Here is a 19730-nt window from a genome sequence, read left to right on the forward strand (position 1 = left end):
TCAGGCTCCCGGCAGGCTCAGGCGCACCAGCACACCGCCGTCTACGTTGCCGACGGCCAGCTCGCCGCCGTGCAGCGCGGCGACCTCCTGCACAAAGTTGAGCCCCAGGCCGGTGCTCTTGCGCCCGCCGTCCGGCCGCGGCAGGGAGTAGAAGCGCTCAGTCAGTCGCTCCAGCGCATATTCGGGAATCGCCGCACCCTCGTTGAACAGGCCGATTTCTACGCGGCTCCCATGCCGCTCGGCGCTGAATCGAATCAGCCCGCCGGGCGGCGTAAAGTCCAGCGCGTTGTCGAGCAGGTTGGCCAGCGCCTGCCGCAACAGAAAGCGCTCGCCACACAGCTGCAATGTCGGATCCAACGAGCGCTCCACCCGCAGCTTGCCCGCGGTGATACGCGCCTGCTGGGCCGATACCAGTTCTTCCACCAGGGCCGCCAGCGACACTGCCACCCGCTCCTCCAGGCCCTGGCGCTGTTCCACCTGGGCGAGGTGCAGCAGGCGTTCACTCAACTGCTGCAGGCGCGCGCTCTCCTGCTGGATATTGCTGACGAAACGCCGGCGCTGCTCCGCGGGCATCTCGCCGTCGAGCGACTCTCCACCGAGCAATTCGGCGGCGCCGCGAATCGCCGCCAGCGGGCTCTTCAGCTCGTGGGTCAGGGTGTGCACGTAGCGCTCTACATAGGCCTTGCCCTCCAGCTCGGTGCGCATATGATCCACCGCCATCGCCAGCTGCCCCAGTTCGCCGCTGGGCAGCCGCGGCGGCTCGGCGCGGTGTCCCTCACTGACAGCCTGGGCGTAGTGGGTCAACTTGCCCAGCGCGCGGCTGAGCCACCACGACAGCAGTGCGCCGACCAGCAGCCCGAGGGTAATCAGGCCGGCACCGAGCCAACTCAGGCGCCGCTGCGAACGTTCGATATAGGGCTGCAGGGTGCGGTTGGGCTTGGCCACCGAGACCACACCGATAATCTGCTCACCATCGAGGATCGGCGCCGCCACATACATCACCGAGGATTCCGGGTTGTCCGGGTCCTCGCGGGTGGAGCGCGCACCGTAGTCGCCGCGCAGGGTCAGGTACACGTCGTTCCAGCGCGAATAGTCCTGGCCCAGCGCCCGGCCGCTGGAATCCAGCAGTACGGTGCCGCGGGCGTCGGTCACGTAGATGCGGTGGTTGACCTGGTTTTTCGTCAGCCCCCAGATATTGGCCTGCGGCTGGCGCCGGCCGTAGGCCTCCAGCAGCGCGGGCAGATGGCTCTGTGCCAGGCTCCCGGTGCTGACATCTTCGCGCAGGATTTCGGCCAGCAGGTTGGCGGTATCCACCAGGGTCTCCTCGGTGGACTGGCGCACGCCGGGGCGGATCTCGTCCATCACCGTGCTCTGCACGAACCAGCCGGCCAGGCCCACGAACAGGAAGTAGACCGCAAAGATGCGGACCCCGAGCGGCATCTCAGCGCTCCAGACTGCAGCTGTAACCCAGCCCGCGGTGGGTCTGGATCGGCTTGGCGGCGGGCGCCACCGCCCGCAGCTTGGCACGCAGGTCCTTGATATGGCTGTCGATATTGCGCTCGTAGCCGGCCTCGCTGGCCACCCCCAGGGCATCGAGCAGTTGCTCGCGGGAGAACACCCGCCCCGGTTGGCCCAGCAGGGTTTCGAGCAGGCGGAATTCGTGGCGGGTCAGCGGCAGCAGCTGATCGTGAAAATGAATCTGGTAGCGCATCAAGTCGACGCGGAAATACCCCGCGGGCTCGCCCGCCGCCGATTCCATCGCGGTGCGCGGTGCCACGCGCTTGAGGATGGCCTTGACGCGCGCCGCCAGCTCGCGCGGGCTGAAGGGCTTGATCACATAATCATCTGCGCCGATTTCCAGGCCCACCACCCGGTCTATCTCCTCGTTGCGCGCGGTGAGGAAAATTACCGGCACCTCGGAGAAACGGCGCAGGCGTTTGCAGGCTTCAAAGCCGCTGATATCCGGCAGCCCGACGTCCAGAATCACCAGGTCAAAGGGTTCACTTTCGAGCAGCGCCAGCGCTTCACCGGCGACCTCCACCCAGCGCGTGACAAAGCCCTCGGCCTGCAGGGCATAGACCAGCGTATCGGCGATTGCGGCTTCGTCTTCGACGATCAGGATTTTTGGCATCGGGCCCAACGCTCAAGTTCTGTCAGTTTGTTCAATTGCACCGCCCACTGGTCGGCGCACCTACAGCGAAATTGCCAGCCCGGGGGCCAGAGTGCCTCACACGAAATCCGCGATTTCCGCCAGCGGCTTCTTGTCGATCGCCGGAACCTCGGCATCCTGCGCCGGCAGGCCCGCCACCAGGATCATGTAGGGCTTCTCCGTCGACGGGCGGCCGAGGATCTCGTTGAGGAACTTCATCGGGCTGGGCGTGTGGGTCAGTGTCGCCACGCCGGCATTGTGCAGCGCGGCGATCAGCATCCCGGTGGCGATACCGACGGATTCGGCGGTGTAATAGTTTTTCAGCTTCTCGCCGGCGTCACTGTTGGAAAACTTCTTCAGGAAGATCACGATCAAATAGGGCGCAGTTTCCAGAAACGGCTTGTCGGCGTCGGTACCCAGCGGCTCCAGCGCACTGAGCCACTCCGCCGAGGCGCGGCGCTGGTAGAACTCGCGCTCCTCCTCTTCCGCGGCCAGGCGTATCTGCCGCTTGATCTCCGCACTCTCGACCACGACGAAATGCCACGGCTGCATATTGGCGCCGCTGGGCGCGCTACCGGCAGTGCGGATGGCCTCTTCGATCACCTGTCGCGGCACCGGCTCGGCGGAGAAGTCGCGCACGCTGCGGCGGCTGCGCATCAATTCGGTGAACGCCCGCGCGCGCTCGCACATTTCCGCCTCCCCGAGGCGTTCGAACTGCAGCGGCAGAAAGGGTTTTTCCTGATTCATAAGGCTCCTCAGACTACGCCTTTGGTGCGCGCGATAAAGATACTGACCAGCGACAACAGGGTCAGAATACCCACGATCACCAGCAGTAACAGCAGCGGCCGGAACGGTTTGCGCTCCACCTTGTTGATACCGCTGTGCAGGTAGTTGTCGACCTTGGCCTGGTCTTCGTCAGAGAGTTTCTTGTGCGGTTGTTCGGACATATGGCAGTGGTGCTCGTTATTCTTTGCCACGAGTCTAGAAGATAGCGCCGGCCGACAAAAGTGCCGCAAGCCATTCAGCGCACGGCGGAAACAAAAAAGCCCCGCAATGCGGGGCCTGATCGGCAGATCAAAAAGTGAATCAGTGCTGTCAGAACAGCTCGTCTTCGATATCCATCAGCGTGGCACTGCCGGCATTGACGCTGGCGGCCAGGGCCTGGGCCTGCGGCAGCAGGCGCGCGAAGTAGAAGCGCGCGGTTTTTACCTGGCCCTTGTAGAAGCTGTCCTGCTCGACCTGCGGCAGCGCCACCGCGGCCACCTTCGCCCACATAAAGGCGTAGGCCACATAGCCGAACAGGTGCAGGTATTCCACCGAGGCGGCACCCGGCGCGTGCGGGTCCTCCTGCGCTGCGGCGATCATCTTGTCGGTGGCGTCTCTCAGACGCTGCAGCTCCGCTGCCAGCGGCTGCACAAACTCTGCCATCTCCTCGCGATCGACTTCCGCGTCGATAAACGCCTGCACGTCGGCGGCAAACAGCTCGAACAGGGCGCCGCCGTTGGCGACGGTCTTGCGGCCCGCCAGGTCGAGCGCCTGGATGCCGTTGGTGCCCTCGTAGATCTGGGTGATACGCACATCGCGCACCAGCTGTTCCTGGCCCCACTCGCGGATATAGCCGTGGCCGCCGAACACCTGCTGGCCGATCACGGTACAGTCGAGGCCCTTGTCGGTGAAGAAAGCCTTGGCGACCGGCGTGAGCAGCGCGACCATCGCCTCTGCATTCTTCTTCTCCTCACCCTCGCCGAACTTGGAGATATCCAGCCACTTGGCCACATAGGTGGACAGCGCGCGGCCGCCGCCGATCAGCGCCTTCTGGGTCAGCAGCATGCGGCGCACGTCCGGGTGCACGATAATCGGGTCGGCGGCCTTTTCCGGCTGCTGCGCGCCGGAGGGCGAGCGGCTCTGCACGCGGTCGCGGGCGTATTCCAGTGCGTTTTGATAGGAGCGCTCGGACGCGCCCAGGCCCTGGATACCGACACCCAGGCGCTCGTAATTCATCATCGTGAACATGGCGGCGAGGCCCTTGTTCACCTCGCCGACCAGCCAGCCCTTGGCACCGTCGAAGTTCATCGCGCAGGTGGCGGACGCCTTGATTCCCATCTTGTGTTCGATGGAGCCGCAGCTGACGTGGTTGTGCTCGCCAAGGCTGCCGTCTTCATTGACCAGGAATTTGGGCACCAGGAACAGGGAGATGCCCTTGGGCCCCTTCGGTGCATCCGGCAGCTTCGCCAGCACCAGGTGAATGACGTTTTCCGACAGGTCCTGATCGCCGCCGGTAATGAAAATCTTGCTGCCGGTAATCTTGTAGCTGCCGTCTTCCTGCGGCTCCGCCTTGGTGCGGATGATACCCAGGTCGGTACCGGCGTGCGGCTCGGTCAGATCCATGGCGCCGGACCAGGTGCCCTCGTACATCTTCGGCAGGTACTGCTGTTTCAGCGCCTCGCTGGCGTGGGCGTCGATGGCCAGGCAGGCGCCGTTGGTCAGCACCGGGTAGAGCGCGAAGGAAATATTGGCGGAGTTGATCATCTCCTCGACCTGGGCGCCGAGCATCTTCGGCATACCCATGCCGCCGTATTGTGGGTTGCCCAGCAGCGCGCCCCAGCCGCCCTCACAGAAGGTGGCATAGGCCTCCTTGAAGCCCGCGGGCGTGGTGACGACACCGTCGTTCCACTGACAGCCCTCTTCGTCGCCGCTGCGGTTGATCGGATCCAGCGTATTCGCGGCGAGCTTGGACATCTCCTCGAGAATCGCGTCCGCCGTTTCGCGGTCCACCGCGCCCGCCAGTCCGGGCAGCTGCGCCCAGAGTTCTTCCGCAGCAAATACTTCGTGCAGCAGGAAATTCATCTCCCGCAGTGGCGCCTTGTACTCGGCCATGCTCCCGGTCCTCAATCAAGTGTTTCAAACGATTGTTTGAATCTAGGCGCGAAGCGACCTCTTGTCAACTGCGCTGACGGACCGAAGCTGGTGATTAATTCGCCGTTATGGGGTGGGTGTGAGCGGCCCCAGGTCGAGCAGGTGCGCCGCCCGCCGGTAGTCGGCCCGCTCGTCGAACGGCAGCGTGCCCAGTAGCGGCGCCGGCAGCAGCGCCTTCAGAGTCGCCAGATTCTCCTCCGGCCGCGCCATGCCCTCACGTGCAAAGTTCGCCACCCAGCCCGCCAGCGGCAGGCCGTCGCGCCGGATCGCCTCGGCGGTCAGCAGCGCGTGGTTGATACAGCCCAGCTGCATGCCAACGACCAGAATCACCGGGATATTCAGCTCCCGCGGCAGCTGCGACAAAAATGCCCTGGGGCCGAGCGGCGTGCGCCAGCCGCCGGCGCCCTCGATCAGAACCAGGTCGGCACCGGTGGACATGACGCCGCGGCAGACTCCGGCCATGCGCGACAGATTCAGCGATTTACCCGCTTCCATCGCGGCGATGTGCGGCGCTATGGCCGGTTCCAGCGCAAAAGGATTGACCTGCTGGTAGGGCAGCTCGAGGGTCATCGCCTCTTGCAGCAGCAGCGCGTCGGCATTGCGCAACCCCGCGTCGGTGGACTCGCAGCCGGAGGCCACGGGCTTCACCGCCGCTGTCTTTAATCCGGCATTTGCGGCACTTGCGAGCAGTGCTGCGGTCACATAAGTCTTGCCGACTTCAGTATCGGTTCCGGCGACAAAATAGGTTCGAGTCACAACACCACTCCTCAGGTCGGGAAATTTCGACTTTTTGTTTGACGCCTCTTTAAACGCCGACTAGTTGATGATAAATTACCCACATAGAGCAATTTTTAACCACTTTCGAAAGTGTTTTCACATCGGGGTTGGGATAATTGCCTAAATATACGCCCCGATTTGCATCGGGCTGGCAGAGAAAGACAACGCTGTCAAAACTTTTTCCCAAAGGGGAAGAGGGAGAGCACGGAAGCTACCGGACCGACGGAAAAACTGAAAACTATTTAACTTGCTTATTGAGACCATGCGATACCTGATTTTTGCCCTGCTTCTGACGGCGCCGCTGTTCGCCTCCGCCACAGTCAAACCGGTCGACCATGTGGTCGTGTACAAATCCAAAGGCCTGATGCAGCTAAAGCGCGACGGCCGCGTAGTCAAAAGCTACAAGGTCGTCTTCGGGGAAAACCCCAGGGGCCACAAGGTTCGCCAGGGCGACGAGCGCACGCCGGAAGGCCGCTACACGCTCGACTGGAAAAACCCCAAGAGCCGCTTCTACCGCTCAATCCACATTTCCTACCCGAACAAGCGCGACCGTGCCCGCGCCGCCAGAATGGGCGTCAACCCGGGCGGCGACATCATGATCCACGGCATGAAACCGCAGTGGGTCGGTATGGAAAAGTACCTGCAGAAGATGAACTGGACCGACGGCTGCATCGCGGTGACCAACCGCGAGATGGACGAGATCTGGGCGATGGTGAAAACCCCGACGCCGATCGATATCTACCCCTGATATCCGACCCAACTTCCAATATCTGCGCGGGCCAGCTGGCCCGCGTTTTCGTTTCCAGAGAGCGCCGTCAGGCGCGCCCCGCCAGCTGCCCCTGCGCGTCGCGCAGCAGCTTCAGGTAAATCACGTCATAACTGGCCGGCAGCCCGGCGCGACCGCGCAGCGACTCATAAGCCGCAGCGAGCCGGCGCAGCTTGGCGCGTCCGGTCATACCGCGGTCCGCGCCGCGGTTCACATTGTGCGCGCCGACACTCTTGAGCTCGTGCATCAGCTGGCGCACGTTGTCGAAGTGCAGCACCCGCTCCTCAGTGCGCACGTCTCCCGGCAGCCCGCTGTGGATCGCCGCTTCCTGCCACTGCTGCAGTGGCAGGAAGCGGTTTACGTGTACAGAGTCGTCCACCTGCGCCCAGCTGTCTCTCAGTTCCCGCAGGGTGCCGGGCCCGAGCGTCGCCACCAGGCAGCGACCGCCGTCCGCCAGCACCCGGTGCAGCTCGGCGAACAGCTGCGGCAGGCGATAACACCACTGCAGCGCCATGCTGGAGAACACCAGGTCGACACAGCCATCCGCCAGCGGCAGCTGCTCGGCATCGGCGGCGATATAGCCGTCGGCCACCGGGCGCTCGCTGCGCGCGTACTGCAGCATGCCCTCGGCCAGGTCCAGGGAAAGAATCTGCGCCTGCGGAAAGCGCTGGCGCAGCAACTCGCTGCCATAGCCGGTGCCGCTGCCCAGATCGAGAATGGTTTTCGGCGCCCAGACACTGTCCGCCTCGCGCAGCAGCTGGCGGCACACGGCCCGCTGCAGGTGCGCACAGGCGTCGTAACTGCTGGCGGCGCGACCAAAGGATCTGGCCACCGCACGCTTGTCGAACGGGGTTTCGCCGCCGTTCAGGTCGCGCAGGAAATGGCGGATTTTTTCCGCAACCAGCTCCGCGGCGGACAGCTGCGGTACGTGACCACAGCCGGCCAGCACCTCGATAGCCCCCGCCGATACGCGCAAGCGCTCCGCCGCCGCGACCGGCACCAGTGCATCCCTGTCGCCAAAAATATGCAGCGACGGCATCGACATTCGCGACAACAGTTCGCGATTATCCAGGCGCGCGAGGCAGTCCAGTGCCTGCCCCCAGGCATCGCCGATACTTTGCGGCGGCCACTGTTTCAGTTGTTTCAGCACCGCGCGCATCGAACTATCGCCGCGCGCCTGCAGGCCGCAGAATTTCTCCCAGGTCGCCAGCGGCTCGGCCGTCAGCGACTGGCGGAAAGCGGCGAAGGTCTGCGGATGCATACCCGGCCAGTCGTCCCGCTGCAGGAAGCTGCCATTGGCAGCGATGGTGATCAGCCCGGCAATTTTCTCCCGCCCCGCCCCGGCGGCGAGACACGCGGCGAGCATGCCGCCGAGTGAATGCCCGACCAGCACACAGTTGTGCGGCAGCTGTTCACAGAGCTGTTGCAGCAATTGTTCGTCAGTCGGCCAGGCGCGGTCGGACGCGTCGCCGAAACCGGGCAGTTCTAGGCTGCTGATCGCCAGCGGGCCGTTTTCGCCCAGGGCGTCGAGCAGCGGTTGCCACAGGCGCCGGTCGCCGCCCCAGCCGTGCAGGAATACCAGATGCGCCACCGGCTTCACGGTGCCTCCGCGGAATAGTCGCACAGGCTTGCGGCCAGTGCGGTAAGCAGCTGGTCGATCTGCGCCTCGCTGTGGTTGGCACTGAGGGTGATGCGCAGCCGCGCCGTGCCCTCTGGCACCGTCGGCGGGCGTATCGCGCCGACCAGGAAGCCGCGCTGCTGCAGCTCGGCCGCTATCGCCATCACCGCAGCTTCATCGCCGAGCAGCAGCGGCTGTATCGGGCTAGCGGATTCCACCAAGGGTAGCCGCAGCTGCGCGGCGCGCTTGCGGAAGAAGCCGATATTGCGTTGCAGCCGGGCGGAGCGTTCCGGCTCGCGCTGCATCACCTCGAGTGCGGCCAGTGCACCGGCCGCCACCGCCGGCGGCATCCCGGTGGTGTAGATATACGGGCGTGCGAACTGCACCAGGTAGTCGATCAGCTCCCGCGAGCCGGCCACGAAAGCACCGGCGTTGCCGGCCGCCTTGCCGAGGGTGCCCATCATGACCGGCGCGTCATCCTGCCCCAGTCCGGCACTGGCAATACTGCCGGCCAGCGGCAGCTGTGGGCTGCCCATCACGCCGAAGCCGTGGGCTTCGTCGACCATCAGCCAGGCATCGTGGCGGCGGCAGAGTTCGGCAATGCCCGCCAGCGGCGCGCAGTCACCGTCCATGCTGTAGACACCGTCGACGACAACAAGAGTATTGCCGCCATTGGCGGCCGCGCGCTGCAGCTGGCGCTGCAGCCCGTCGAGATCGTTGTGGGCAAAACGCAGGCTGTTGGCGCCGCACAGGCGCGCACCGTCGATCAGGGAAGCGTGATTGAGCCGATCGGAGATGACATTGTCGCCGCGGCCCACCAGCGCACAGATGGTACCGACATTGGCCATATAGCCACTGGAAAACACCAGCGCCGCCTCGCGCCCGGAAATCTCGGCGATCTTGCCTTCCAGGTCCCGGTGGACCTGCAGGTGGCCGTTGACCAGGTGGGAGGCGGTAGCGCCGGCACCCAGTTTGGCGCCGGTCTGCTGGGCGGCAATGACGCCCGGGTGGGTGGCGAGGCCGAGATAGTCGTTGCTGCTGAAGGTCAGCAGCTCGCGGCCGTCCACCAGTGCCCGCGGCCCCGGCGCGGCGGCCAGGGTCTTGAGTTCACGGTACAGGTTGCGCCGACGCCGCTCATCGAGGCGCTGGCGCAGGGTTTGATTCAGGGTCATTTGGCCGCGTCGTAGAAAAACGGGTCGTTCTGCTGTTCGGTAATCTGCGCCGCCAGCTCGGCCTCCACCGCGGCTTCATCCGCATACTGCTGGTACTCCTCCGGCTGGATACCGAGGCGCTGGAACAGCTGCATGTCCTTGTTGGCTTCCGGGTTGGCCGTCGTCAGCAGCTTCTCACCGTAGAAGATAGAGTTGGCGCCGGCGAGGAACGCCATCGCCTGCATCTCGTCGCTCATCGCCTCGCGGCCCGCGGACAGGCGCACATGGGATTTCGGCATCATGATGCGGGCCACGGCGATGCAGCGGATAAACTCGAACGGGTCCAGATCTCGCTCTTCTTCCAGCGGCGTACCGGCGACCTTCACCAGCATGTTGATCGGCACCGACTCCGGGTGGTCCGGCAGGTTGGCCAGCTGCATCAGTAGGCCGGCGCGGTCCTTCTCGCCTTCGCCCATGCCGATGATGCCGCCGGCGCAGACTTTCATGCCCGCGGCGCGCACCCGGCCGAGGGTCTCCAGGCGATCCTGGTAAGTGCGGGTGGTGATGATCTCGCCGTAGTACTCGGGCGAGGTGTCCAGGTTGTGGTTGTAGTAGTCGAGGCCGGCATCGGCCAGCTCTTGCGCCTGATCGTCATTCAGCATGCCCAGGGTCATGCAGGTCTCCATACCCAGCGCTTTCACCTCGCGCACCATCTGCGTCACATAGGGCATGTCCTTCTTCTTCGGCGAGCGCCAGGCGGCGCCCATGCAGAAACGGGTGGCACCACTGGCCTTGGCCGCGCGGGCCTCTTCCAGTACTTTCTCCACCTTCATCAGCTTCTCGCGCTCCAGGCCGGTGTCGTAGCGCGCGCTCTGCGGACAGTAGGCGCAATCCTCGGGGCAGGCGCCGGTCTTGATCGAGCAGAGGGTGCTGACCTGCACGCGGTTGGCATCGAAATGCACTCGATGCACCTGCTGGGCGGTGAACAGCAGGTCGTTGAACGGCAGCGCAAACAGATCCAGTACCTGTTGGCGAGTCCAGTCGTGGCGGCTCTCGCCGTAGTGTTGAAGGGAGGCGGTGGGCATTTGCTGGGCTGCAGTCACTGGGCGTAATCTCTCTACTTGCTGTATGACGCGACCCCCGGGCCGCGAGGAACCGCCGTGCTGAGGCCGGCGGCAGGGCAATTTCGACATAAACAGACTGGCCAGTTTAGCGGGGGTCAGATCGCTGTCAACCAAATGGCCAAGGAATGGTTTACAGACTGATTTCGCACTTTTTGTCACACTCCGTGGCGCCGCGACTGGCGCGCTGCCTGCTGTGCGGCGACAGCGCCACCGGCAACGGGCTCTGCGCGCCCTGCTCGGCCGAGCTGCCCTATCTGCACGACGCCTGCGGAACCTGCGCGCTGCCGCTCCCACGGGGCGCGACCAGCTGCCCGCGCTGTCTGCAGCGGCCGCCCAGTTTCTCCTCCGCCAGTGCGGCCTGGCACTACGCCTTCCCGATCGGCCAGCTGGTGCAGCATTTCAAATACCGCGGCGATCTGGCCGCCGGCCACAGCCTTGCGCGGCTGGCCGCAGTGGCGATCGAGCCGCGCGACCGACGGCCAGATCTGCTGGTGCCCATTCCGCTGCACTGGCGCCGCTACTGGAGTCGCGGCTACAACCAGGCGCAACTGATCGCGGTCGAATTCGGCCGCCAGTGGCAACTACCGGTACATTCACGCCTGCTGCGCAAGCGCAGCGCTACCGAGACCCAGCTGCAACTGAAACGCGCCCAGCGCCTGCGCAATCTGAGCCAGAGCTTTGCGGTGGGTGAGGCTGTTGCCGGCCTGCACATAGGCCTGGTGGACGATGTGATCACCACCGGCGCGACACTGGAGGCCGCCGCGCGCACGCTGCTCGCCGCCGGCGCGGCGCAGGTCAGCGCCTACGCGCTGGCCAGAACACCCTGACTCTTCGGCCCGACCGGGCATAGACCGAAATTGACATTCCCGTCACAATTGCGCCCAAAGCGGAATTAGGCGCCAACGGCGCCCGCAGACCGGGGCCATGGATGGCCCCGGTCGCAATTGCCGCCCTTTGCCGGCCTGGCACCCACGTCTCAACCATGCCGGCACTGCTAAGGTTCTAATTAGTGACTAAGCTCGCGCGCCGTTCGCTGCGAGCCGGGGAATCAGCGATGAATGAATTCAAGTTGCCACGGGGTATTGTTATCAGCGGTACCGGTTTGTGGACGCCGCCCGACGCCATCAGCAATGAAGAGCTGGTGGAGGCTTTCAACGCCCACGCGGAGCAGTACAACCGCGAGCACGCCGCCGAGATCGAGTCCGGCGAACTGAGCGCCAAACCTTACTCTTCGGCAGAGTTCATCGAAAAGGCATCCGGCATCAAGAGCCGTTATGTGGTTTCCCGCGATGGCATCCTGGATCCGCAGCGCATGCGCCCCTACCTGCCGGAACGTCCGGACGACGAACTCTGCCTGCAGGCGGAGATCGGCGTCAAGGCGGCGAAACTGGCGCTGGAGAAGGCGAACAAGAAGCCCGAAGACATCGACCTTGTGATCGTCGGCGCCTCTTATATGCAGCGCGCCTACCCGGCCATCGCCATCGAGATACAGGGCGCACTGGGTATCGACGGTTTCGCCTTCGACATGGAAGTGGCCTGTTCCTCCGCGACCTTCTCGCTGCAGCGCGCAGTAGACGCCGTCGCATCCGGTGCCGCGCGCGCCGCACTGGTGATCAACCCGGAAATGCCCTCGCCGCAGATCGATTTCACCGACCGCGACAGCCACTTCATTTTCGGCGATGTGGCTGTGGCCAGTGTGGTCGAGCGCAGCGACACCTGTAACGTGGATGCCGCCTGGGAAGTGCTCGGTACCAAGGCGAAGACGGTATTCTCCAACAACATCCGCTCCAACTTCGGCTTTACCGCCCGCGCCGCGGACGTGGACCCTTTCGGCCCCGGCAAGACCTTCCGCCAGAACGGCCGCAAGGTGTTCAAGGAAGTCTGCCCCATGGCCGCCGCGCATATCGAGCAGCACGTGCGCGAGCTCGGCAGCGAGCCGACGGGTATACGCCGCTACTGGCTGCACCAGGCCAATATCAATATGAACAACCTGATCGCGAAGAAGCTGATGGGCGACGACACCAACGAGGAGCGCGCGCCGATCGTACTGGACCGTTACGCCAATACCGGCTGCGCCGGTTCGGTGATCGCCTTCAACCTGTACAGCGACGACCTGCAGCCCGGGGAGCGCGGCGTTATCTGCTCCTTCGGCGCCGGTTACTCGATCGGCAGCCTGGTGGTGGAGAAGATCTCACTCTGATCCGCACCCACTAAAAAGCCGGGCTGTGCCCGGCTCAGGTTGCTGGCAAAGTTATGCAGTCAAAATTTAAGGCGAAGTGCTAGGTCGAGCATTTCGAACCGTCGGCGACAGGGCCGAAGGCGCCGCGAATGCGTGCAGCGGCCGGACCGTCGCCGACGGAGCTTACAGGGATGTATTCACAGCGTTTCGAAATGCTCGTCCTAGCGCTTGGCCGCCACCGCACCAGCTCAGAACTGAATGCGGGGTTTATCAACTGTCTGCCCGGGCTGTGCCCAGCTTTTTTTTTATTTCTGCTCCAGTTGCAGCAGCAGATTTTCCGCCCAGGCAATCCAGGTCTTTTCCGCCTCGATACCCAGCAGCAGGGTCTGGTGCGCCAGCCAGTAGCGCTCATTGACCGCTGGATCTCGCTGTAGCACCCGCTCGTTCTGCTCCTCGTAGCCCTGCAACAGCGCGCGGTGCTCCCGCAGCTGGCGCTGCACCGCCTCGCGCGCCTGTTCTCGGTCTAATAGATGACCGGCGAACAGCTGGATCAGGAACGGCTCGCGAATCTTCTGCGCCGACGCCGGCCGCTGTACCCACTCCCGCAGCGCGGCGCGGCCCATTTCGGTGAGGCTGTAGATCTTCTTGTCCGGTTTACCCTCCTGGCGCTGCTCCGTACAGTCCAGCAGGCCCTCCTCGTGCAGCTTGTGCAGTTCGCGGTACATCTGCTGGTGGCTGGCGCTCCAGAAGTGCGACACGCTGCGCTCAAAGCGGCGCTTCAGATCGTAGCCACTGCCCGGCTCGATATCGAGCAGGGTAAGAACGGCGTAGCGCAGGGACATGGGGACTCCGATCCTCTTATGCAAAGAGTTTCATATTAACCGCTTTAGCGGCGGGATGCCGGCCACGCCAAGCGGGAAAAGATCAAATTTAAAATATTGAGATTACAAACAACTGAAACATTAGGATGGTTATATCGTTATCAGCAACTATTTAATATAGAAGACTAGCATTTGCGCAAACTGTGGATATAATCGCCAGCCATTATTAGCCGCCGGCCCGTGCCGGCGGCTTGTCGTTTTCCAGAGGTACCCAAGTCCATGTCCGCCCCCGCACTGCATCCGCAAACCGCCGAGGCCGCCGTCAGTACGCCCTCACGTCGGCGCGAGTTTTTCCTGGACATCTTCGCCATGAACAGCTTTTCCTGGGCCATCGCCGTGCCCATCGAGCTGCTGCTGGCAGGCATGAGCTGGCAGGAGCACCTGAAGGTGCGCCTGCTGGCCGTGATCTTTAACACGGTGATCGCGCGCCCGTTCAGCCTCTACCGCAACCTGATCATCAACCGCTTCGGCGGAGGCGGGCCAGTGAACACCTACCTGGTGGACACCTTCGTCTTCCTGAGTTTCCAGTTCCCACTGTATCTGAGCAATATGGTGCTGGGCGGCGCCGACTGGGCGGAAATTGCCACCGCCAGCCTCACCTTCATACTGATCGCCGGTGCGCTGGGTCGCCCCTACGGAATTTACCTCGACTGGCTGCGCCGCCTGTGGATAAATAGGCGCCCCCTGATTGAGCCGCGCGCGCTCGCCTGAGAGTGACCAGAGAGGATTACGCTGTGCTGACCAACGCCGTTTCTGTGAGCGCCATGACTCTGGGCGTGGTTGCCGGAACCCCCACCGATACCCGTTTCGGTCTGGAGTTCCTGGCGGCCCGGCAGGTGCGCGGCATCGGCGTATCGCTGTCCGCGTCGCCCCAGGCGCAGACGCAGCTACAGGCCCTGGAGCGCGGCGCATTGACCGAGCAGCTGATCCAGGCAATCCGGCAGCTGCACCAGGCCGGCGCCGAGGCGGCGATGATCTACTGCAACTCGCTGTCAGGCGCGGTGGATATGGCAGCGGTCAAAGCCGCCGCCCCTATAGAAGTGGTGTCACCGCTGGAGGCCTATGCGGAGCTGACCCAGCGTTACCGCAACTTCGGCCTGCTGGCGGCCAACTGTCAGAGCTGTGCCAATATCGAGCGCGAGATTCTGTCCCGCAACAAGACTGCCAAGGTCATCGGCATTGGCAACCTGCAGATCGTCGAGGACATCGAGGACGGCCTGGCGCCAGAGATGATCGTGCAACAACATGCCCTGGACGATCTGGCAGCGGCGCTGGTGAAAAGTGGCGTGCAGATATTGATTCTCGGCTGTACGCACTTCGACTATTTTTATCGTGAACTGCTCGCCCACTGCGACGGCATTCGTCTCTTCCTGCCGTCCGAGCGCATGCTGCAGTTGCTGCAGGAACGCCTGCCTCAGGCCGCGTGACCCCAAAACTGGCAGCTGCAACTGCCCCCTACTTAGTTAGTACTTTGGTCCCTTTTTTCGACAGCATTGCCGCAAATTTCGCTTGTGCGCGCCGCCGGATTGCAGTATCAAACTGACCTGAAGCCGACGGAGGTCATTTTCACTACCAATTAATGCGAACTGCAGGATTTAGTTCGCGCCAACACAAGTGGTAACAAGGATGAATAACACCATGTCTCGTGGGGAAGACACCGCTCCCTGTTTTGGCCTGCGCGCCTGGTTTGGCAAAGCGCTACCGGGCATTGTCATCTTACTCCCGACCAGCGTCAGCGCGGCGCCGCTATCTCTGACCGGAACCCGTGTCACATTGCTGTGGCCCGCGCTCCTCGGCATCGCACTATTGTCGACGTCACTCTTCGCGCTGACGCTCTGGCTGCGCCTGCGCAGTGAAACCGCCGACAGCGAACAGCGGGCGGCCACCATGAAAGATGAAAACAATAAGATTTACCGCCAGCTGCAGTCCTACGGCAGCGAACTCGCCGCGCGTGAACGGCAAATTGCGGAAGCGCGCGAACAGCTCAAGAAACAGCAACAGGAGAAATCCGATCTGCTCGCCATCACGGGTCACCATCTGCGCCAGCCACTGAGTGCCCTGGAGGGGACACTCAGCCTGCTCGCCCGCAGTGGTGACGGCGATGCCGCCGAGCTGATCGAAACGGCGCAACGCCAACTCAAAACTGCAAAAACATCACTGGAGGAAATCCAGCGTTTCGGCGGTATGGAAACGGTCGAGCTGACACTGCCGGAAAAAAAACAACAGCGCCGGGAAAATGGCCTGTCGATACTGCTGCTGGAAAACGAAAACCAGGTGTCGTTGCGCGATGACCTGGTGGCCCAGGGTCACCAGGTAGTATGGGAAAACAACGGTGTCGACGGTGCCGATGCGGCCCTGCAACAGAAATTCGACCTGATACTGATCGACAGACAACTGCCGCTGATGGACGGCATCGAGACGGCACAGAAGATCCGTCGCGGCGTCGGTCCCGAGCTGCCGATTTTCGCCCTGGTCAGCGACCCCCGCGCCGGCGACCGCGAGCGCTATCAGGCCAGGGGGCTGACCGGTGTACTGGCGCGCCCGGTCGCCGAAAAACAACTGCGGCAACTGCTCGATTGGGTTACCCGTCGCGCAAATGGCTCCGCCGCAGCCAAGAAGCCGGCGCGCCCCACCCGCCTGGTCAACACCAACACCCTGAGCCGACAGCGTGACACCATTGGCCACCTGCCCTTCGCCGAGCTGCTCAGCGACCGCTGCGCCACCCTGCCGAAACGCACGACCGCACTTACCAGTGCGCTGACCGGTCGTCACTGGCTGGATGCAGAGCAGCAGGCGCAAGCCATTGCCGAGAGCGCGGAAGAGATCGGTCTGGAGGCGGTGGCGGCACGCCTGCGCGCACTCGCGGCCCGCCTGTCGATCGACAGCGAGCGGGAATACTGTCGCCACCAACGCACAGAGCTGCTGAACCTGATGCGCGAATCGGTGCGACAGCTCAAAGCCTGGCGCGAGCAGAATGTACATACCGAGTGGGCGCTGAAATAACGACACAGGCCCACTTCAAGCGACCGGTTTGGCGGAAATTACGGGCACAGTTGCATCCAGGCAGCCGGTGAACAGCGTCATTGGAATCGACACCAGTTGAAAAGCGGGCCAGTGCCCGCACAATAGTGAGCTGAATTCCCCGCGAGAAAACACTATGCCCGAGCAGTTCCCCGCCAAAACCCAGGAAGCCCGCGAGCAGAGCGGCCGCGACCTGGCCACCCTGGTCTACCTGATCCAGGCCATCAGCCTGTTTACCGCCGTGCCCTTCTTCGTCGGCGTCCTGATCAACTATTTCAAGCGCGGCGACGTGCGCGGCACCATGGCCGAATCCCATTTCCGCTGGCAGATACGCACCTTCTGGTTCAGCATTCTGTGGTTCGTGGTGGGCTGGGCGACCGTGTGGGTCTTTGGAATCGGCTTCCTGATCCTCGGGATCAGCTGGCTGTGGGTGGTTTACCGGGTGATTCGCGGCTGGCTGGTGCTGGCGGATAATCGGCCGGCGTATTGATATAGATAAGATTATTTTGCGAGTGGCCGTCCCTGGGGTGGCTTCCGGCCCGGCCTTCCTTGGCCGGGCGCGATTTCTAGCGGCGAGCAGTGCTCGCCAAGCGTTTATGATCGGGATATTCGCGAGCAGCCGTCCCTGGAGTGGCTTCCGGCCCGGCCATCCTTGGCCGGGCGCGACTTCTAGCGGCGAGCAGTGCTCGCCAAGCGTTTATGATCGGGATATTCGCGAGCAGCCGTCCCTGGAGTGGCTTCCGGCCCGGCCTTCCTTGGCCGGGCGCGACTTCTAGCGGCGAGCAGTGCTCGCCAAGCGCTAGAAGTCGCCCATCAGTGCCATCATGAACAGGTCTGGCGGCAGCAGCTGCCCATTCACCTGCAATTGCCCCTTGTCGACCTGCAAGTGCATCTGTAGCTCTCCGTTGCTCTCCAGCAACAGTCCGTACTGGCGCAACATCATGGCCTGCCCGACCAGGGGCGACTGTAACAGCGCCTGCTCCGCTGCGCTGAATGTCATGGTGCCGGTAAGCGGCGTCAGCCACTGATTCACTGCCTTGTCGCGTCGCCCGTTTGCAGGCAGCCCGCGCCAGTCGATATCCGCATCCACCAACACCGGGCCGTTGCGGGATTGCACGGCCAGTTGTTGCTGCAACTGCAGCGGCCGCTGCATTTTTTGCGGCCAGTCGCGCGCGGCGGTCGGCAGCAGTGCGCGCAGATAGTGCACCAGGTCCGCCACATGAATCTGCGGCAGCGTCACCTGCTGTTGCAGTGACGTGATCGGTGTCGCGGACTGCACCTGGGGCAGCTGCAGATCGGAAACCAGTTTTAGCAGCCCCCCGGCCAATTGCTCCAGAGTCAGCTGCAGGCGGATATCGCGCAGCTCCAGCGGGCCCGACTCCGACTCGGCGCGCAGCAGTGGCAGTTTCAGTGCTGCCTCGCCGCCTTCGCCGGGTACAAACCGGAACTCGCCACTAACGGGCTCGGTATACAGTGTTTCCTGTCCACTCTCGGTCTGGCGCAGTGAGCCCAGCTCCACCGAGCCGGTCAGCAGCGCACCGCTGTAATCCGTTTCGATCACAACCCGCCCGCCATCGAAACTGAGTTCGCCGTTGGCACCGCCGTGTGAGAAAGGCGCCAACCGCAAGTGATTGACGACGCGGTTGTCGGTCTTCACCAGGGACTCGAGCACCAGCGGGCTCTGTTCCAGGCGCCCGTAAATATTTTCCAGCTGCGCGCGCAACTGCGGCGCCATCCGCTCGACAGACAGTTGGGTTTCACTGTACACGAGCCCAATACGCGGGCCGCGCGCGGTAAAGAGCACCGGGCCGTGCTGGATGGCCGTGAGCAGCTCCGTTTCGCCATCCTCGCCGGTGAGTTCAGTACTGGTCTCGGCGCCAAACCAGCCGCGTTTATAACCGACGCTGTTTCCGCCCTGCAGTCGGGCTAACTGTTGCTTCCAGATTTCCTCCACCTTGGGGCCGATCAATCCGGGGGCCGCAAGTGCAGCCGCTACAGTCAGACCCAGCAGGGAAAAAAGAGTAATCCGCAGTAAATTCATGGCGAAACAATTCGATTCGAAAGACCAGCGACGATCTTAACAGATTCTCTGTGACAGAAGCCTGTGAAGCGGCGAGGCCAGGGGCGGCGGTGGCCGCCCATCGGGAAAGGGGGAAATCAGCCGGGTGCGATTGCGCGGGCCACGCGGGAATTGCTCTCGCGGCCGAGTTCAGCGGAAATGAAATTACCGGCCTCGGCCAGCAGATTCAGGTCCACACCGGTCTCGATACCGAGGCCGTTCAGCAGGTAGAGCACATCTTCACTGGCCACGTTGCCGGACGCGCCTTTTGCATAGGGACAGCCGCCGAGGCCAGCCACTGCAGAATCGACCACGGCAACGCCCATCTGCAGCGCCGCATAGATATTGGCGAGCGCCTGGCCGTAGGTATCGTGGAAATGCACCGCCAGTTTTTCCACCGGCACTCGCGCGGCAACCTGTTCGATCATGCGCTTCGCCGCTTCCGGCGTGCCGACACCGATCGTGTCGCCGAGGGAGATTTCGTAGCAGCCCATCTCCAGCAGAGCGCCGCTGACTTCGGCAACCTTGAGCGGGTCTATATCCCCTTCGTAGGGACAACCGAGTACACAGGAGACGTAGCCGCGTACAGGGATACCGTCCTGTAGTGCCCGCTCGACCAGAGGGCGGAACCGCTCCAGGCTCTCGGCGATAGTGCAGTTGATATTTTTCTGCGTGAAGGCTTCGGAGGCCGCCCCGAACACCGCCACTTCGTCGGCCCTGGCCGCTAGTGCGCGCTCGTAGCCTTTGATGTTCGGGGTCAGCGCACTGTAGACGACGCCGGGCTTGCGCTGGATACCGGCGAGTACTTCCTCGCTCGCCGCCATCTGCGGCACCCATTTCGGGCTGACAAAGCTGCCGGCCTCGATCACCGGCAGTCCGCTGGCACTTAATCGGTCGATCAGCGCGATGCGGGTGTCGACCGAGATGGGTTGCTTCTCATTTTGCAGGCCATCGCGGGGGCCCACTTCGACCATTTTTACCTGTTTGGGCAGATTCATACTTATTCCTCGGTGTAGGATGGGCAAAGCGCAGCGTGCCCATCAACGCGCAGGCTGATGGGCACGTCGCTGCGCTCCTTTGCCCATCCTA

The 19730-nt window shown here is 63.4% G+C and carries 19 protein-coding genes; 7 read left to right on the top strand and 12 right to left on the bottom strand.

Going from position 1 to position 19730, the window contains the following annotated elements:
- From creC to bioD, 6 genes are all read right to left on the bottom strand, one after another.
- Entirely contained in the window at positions 1-1440 is a 1440-nt protein-coding gene (gene creC / locus BUC36_RS12795; RefSeq protein ID WP_073275766.1) for a two-component system sensor histidine kinase CreC, read from the bottom strand.
- Between the two features lies 1 nt (position 1441).
- A complete protein-coding gene (gene creB / locus BUC36_RS12800) occupies positions 1442-2131 on the bottom strand; it encodes a two-component system response regulator CreB (RefSeq protein WP_073275768.1) in 690 nt (229 codons plus the stop codon).
- Between the two features lie 96 nt (positions 2132-2227).
- Positions 2228-2896: a nitroreductase family protein gene (locus tag BUC36_RS12805; protein WP_073275770.1), complete on the bottom strand. Its 669-nt coding sequence runs from the start codon at positions 2894-2896 to the stop codon at positions 2228-2230.
- Positions 2897-2904: 8 nt separating this feature from the next.
- Complete coding sequence (locus BUC36_RS12810; protein WP_073275772.1) at positions 2905-3096, bottom strand: DUF3094 family protein; 192 nt, start codon at positions 3094-3096, stop codon at positions 2905-2907.
- 148 nt (positions 3097-3244) lie between these two features.
- Positions 3245-5026: an acyl-CoA dehydrogenase C-terminal domain-containing protein gene (locus tag BUC36_RS12815; RefSeq protein ID WP_073275773.1), complete on the bottom strand. Its 1782-nt coding sequence runs from the start codon at positions 5024-5026 to the stop codon at positions 3245-3247.
- Between the two features lie 105 nt (positions 5027-5131).
- The gene (bioD, locus tag BUC36_RS12820) at positions 5132-5821 is read right to left on the bottom strand and encodes a dethiobiotin synthase (protein ID WP_073275775.1); all 690 of its coding nucleotides are present in this window, start codon (positions 5819-5821) and stop codon (positions 5132-5134) included.
- Between the two features lie 283 nt (positions 5822-6104).
- Here bioD and BUC36_RS12825 point away from each other — a divergent pair, with 283 nt between their 5' ends.
- Positions 6105-6590, top strand: a complete 486-nt coding sequence (locus BUC36_RS12825) for a L,D-transpeptidase family protein (protein ID WP_073275777.1) — start codon at positions 6105-6107, stop codon at positions 6588-6590.
- Positions 6591-6657: 67 nt separating this feature from the next.
- Here BUC36_RS12825 and bioC read toward each other — a convergent pair whose 3' ends face one another.
- The 3 genes from bioC to bioB are packed head-to-tail and all read right to left on the bottom strand — an operon-like array spanning position 6658 to position 10462.
- Complete coding sequence (bioC, locus tag BUC36_RS12830; RefSeq protein WP_084535998.1) at positions 6658-8208, bottom strand: malonyl-ACP O-methyltransferase BioC; 1551 nt, start codon at positions 8206-8208, stop codon at positions 6658-6660.
- Entirely contained in the window at positions 8205-9398 is a 1194-nt protein-coding gene (gene bioF / locus BUC36_RS12835) for an 8-amino-7-oxononanoate synthase (protein ID WP_073275779.1), read from the bottom strand. Before bioF ends, bioC begins: the two co-directional genes overlap by 4 nt.
- Positions 9395-10462: a biotin synthase BioB gene (bioB, locus tag BUC36_RS12840; protein WP_073275781.1), complete on the bottom strand. Its 1068-nt coding sequence runs from the start codon at positions 10460-10462 to the stop codon at positions 9395-9397. Before bioB ends, bioF begins: the two co-directional genes overlap by 4 nt.
- Positions 10463-10653: 191 nt before the next feature.
- Between bioB and BUC36_RS12845 the strand changes: the two genes are divergently transcribed.
- Together BUC36_RS12845 and BUC36_RS12850 are read left to right on the top strand one after the other, a co-directional pair.
- Positions 10654-11328, top strand: coding sequence for a ComF family protein (locus BUC36_RS12845; RefSeq protein ID WP_073276159.1), 675 nt, complete (start codon positions 10654-10656; stop codon positions 11326-11328).
- Between the two features lie 227 nt (positions 11329-11555).
- Positions 11556-12701 (top strand): beta-ketoacyl-ACP synthase III, encoded by a 1146-nt coding sequence (locus BUC36_RS12850; RefSeq protein ID WP_073275783.1) that lies wholly within the window; start codon positions 11556-11558, stop codon positions 12699-12701.
- 284 nt (positions 12702-12985) lie between these two features.
- Here BUC36_RS12850 and BUC36_RS12855 read toward each other — a convergent pair whose 3' ends face one another.
- Positions 12986-13522, bottom strand: coding sequence for a PadR family transcriptional regulator (locus tag BUC36_RS12855; protein ID WP_073275784.1), 537 nt, complete (start codon positions 13520-13522; stop codon positions 12986-12988).
- A 258-nt stretch (positions 13523-13780) separates the two neighbouring features.
- Between BUC36_RS12855 and alaE the strand changes: the two genes are divergently transcribed.
- The 4 genes from alaE to BUC36_RS12875 all read left to right on the top strand — a co-directional run bounded on the left by alaE (position 13781) and on the right by BUC36_RS12875 (position 17072).
- Entirely contained in the window at positions 13781-14272 is a 492-nt protein-coding gene (gene alaE, locus BUC36_RS12860; protein ID WP_084536001.1) for an L-alanine exporter AlaE, read from the top strand.
- A 23-nt stretch (positions 14273-14295) separates the two neighbouring features.
- Positions 14296-14988, top strand: a complete 693-nt coding sequence (locus BUC36_RS12865) for an aspartate/glutamate racemase family protein (RefSeq protein WP_073275788.1) — start codon at positions 14296-14298, stop codon at positions 14986-14988.
- Between the two features lie 199 nt (positions 14989-15187).
- Positions 15188-16564: a response regulator gene (locus BUC36_RS12870; RefSeq protein WP_084536003.1), complete on the top strand. Its 1377-nt coding sequence runs from the start codon at positions 15188-15190 to the stop codon at positions 16562-16564.
- A gap of 154 nt (positions 16565-16718) precedes the next feature.
- The gene (locus tag BUC36_RS12875; protein WP_073275791.1) at positions 16719-17072 is read left to right on the top strand and encodes a DUF4870 family protein; all 354 of its coding nucleotides are present in this window, start codon (positions 16719-16721) and stop codon (positions 17070-17072) included.
- 309 nt (positions 17073-17381) lie between these two features.
- Here the strand turns inward: BUC36_RS12875 and BUC36_RS12880 are convergent, their stop codons facing one another.
- On the bottom strand, positions 17382-18623 hold the full coding sequence (locus tag BUC36_RS12880) for a DUF945 family protein (protein WP_073275792.1): 1242 nt from the start codon (positions 18621-18623) through the stop codon (positions 17382-17384).
- A gap of 116 nt (positions 18624-18739) precedes the next feature.
- A complete protein-coding gene (locus tag BUC36_RS12885; protein ID WP_073275794.1) occupies positions 18740-19639 on the bottom strand; it encodes a hydroxymethylglutaryl-CoA lyase in 900 nt (299 codons plus the stop codon).
- Positions 19640-19730 lie beyond the last annotated feature (91 nt).

This window comes from Microbulbifer donghaiensis (genome assembly GCF_900129095.1).
Lineage (GTDB): Bacteria > Pseudomonadota > Gammaproteobacteria > Pseudomonadales > Cellvibrionaceae > Microbulbifer > Microbulbifer donghaiensis.

Bases quoted from the DNA above. Each gene is read 5' to 3' on its own strand.
- creC (WP_073275766.1), bottom strand. From the start codon at position 1,440: ATGCCGCTCGGGGTCCGCATCTTTGCGGTCTACTTCCTGTTCGTGGGC.
- creB (WP_073275768.1), bottom strand. From the start codon at position 2,131: ATGCCAAAAATCCTGATCGTCGAAGACGAAGCCGCAATCGCCGATACG.
- BUC36_RS12805 (WP_073275770.1), bottom strand. From the start codon at position 2,896: ATGAATCAGGAAAAACCCTTTCTGCCGCTGCAGTTCGAACGCCTCGGG.
- BUC36_RS12810 (WP_073275772.1), bottom strand. From the start codon at position 3,096: ATGTCCGAACAACCGCACAAGAAACTCTCTGACGAAGACCAGGCCAAG.
- BUC36_RS12815 (WP_073275773.1), bottom strand. From the start codon at position 5,026: ATGGCCGAGTACAAGGCGCCACTGCGGGAGATGAATTTCCTGCTGCAC.
- BUC36_RS12825 (WP_073275777.1), top strand. From the start codon at position 6,105: ATGCGATACCTGATTTTTGCCCTGCTTCTGACGGCGCCGCTGTTCGCC.
- bioF (WP_073275779.1), bottom strand. From the start codon at position 9,398: ATGACCCTGAATCAAACCCTGCGCCAGCGCCTCGATGAGCGGCGTCGG.
- bioB (WP_073275781.1), bottom strand. From the start codon at position 10,462: ATGCCCACCGCCTCCCTTCAACACTACGGCGAGAGCCGCCACGACTGG.
- BUC36_RS12850 (WP_073275783.1), top strand. From the start codon at position 11,556: ATGAATGAATTCAAGTTGCCACGGGGTATTGTTATCAGCGGTACCGGT.
- BUC36_RS12855 (WP_073275784.1), bottom strand. From the start codon at position 13,522: ATGTCCCTGCGCTACGCCGTTCTTACCCTGCTCGATATCGAGCCGGGC.
- alaE (WP_084536001.1), top strand. From the start codon at position 13,781: ATGTCCGCCCCCGCACTGCATCCGCAAACCGCCGAGGCCGCCGTCAGT.
- BUC36_RS12870 (WP_084536003.1), top strand. From the start codon at position 15,188: ATGAATAACACCATGTCTCGTGGGGAAGACACCGCTCCCTGTTTTGGC.
- BUC36_RS12875 (WP_073275791.1), top strand. From the start codon at position 16,719: ATGCCCGAGCAGTTCCCCGCCAAAACCCAGGAAGCCCGCGAGCAGAGC.
- BUC36_RS12880 (WP_073275792.1), bottom strand. From the start codon at position 18,623: ATGAATTTACTGCGGATTACTCTTTTTTCCCTGCTGGGTCTGACTGTA.
- BUC36_RS12885 (WP_073275794.1), bottom strand. From the start codon at position 19,639: ATGAATCTGCCCAAACAGGTAAAAATGGTCGAAGTGGGCCCCCGCGAT.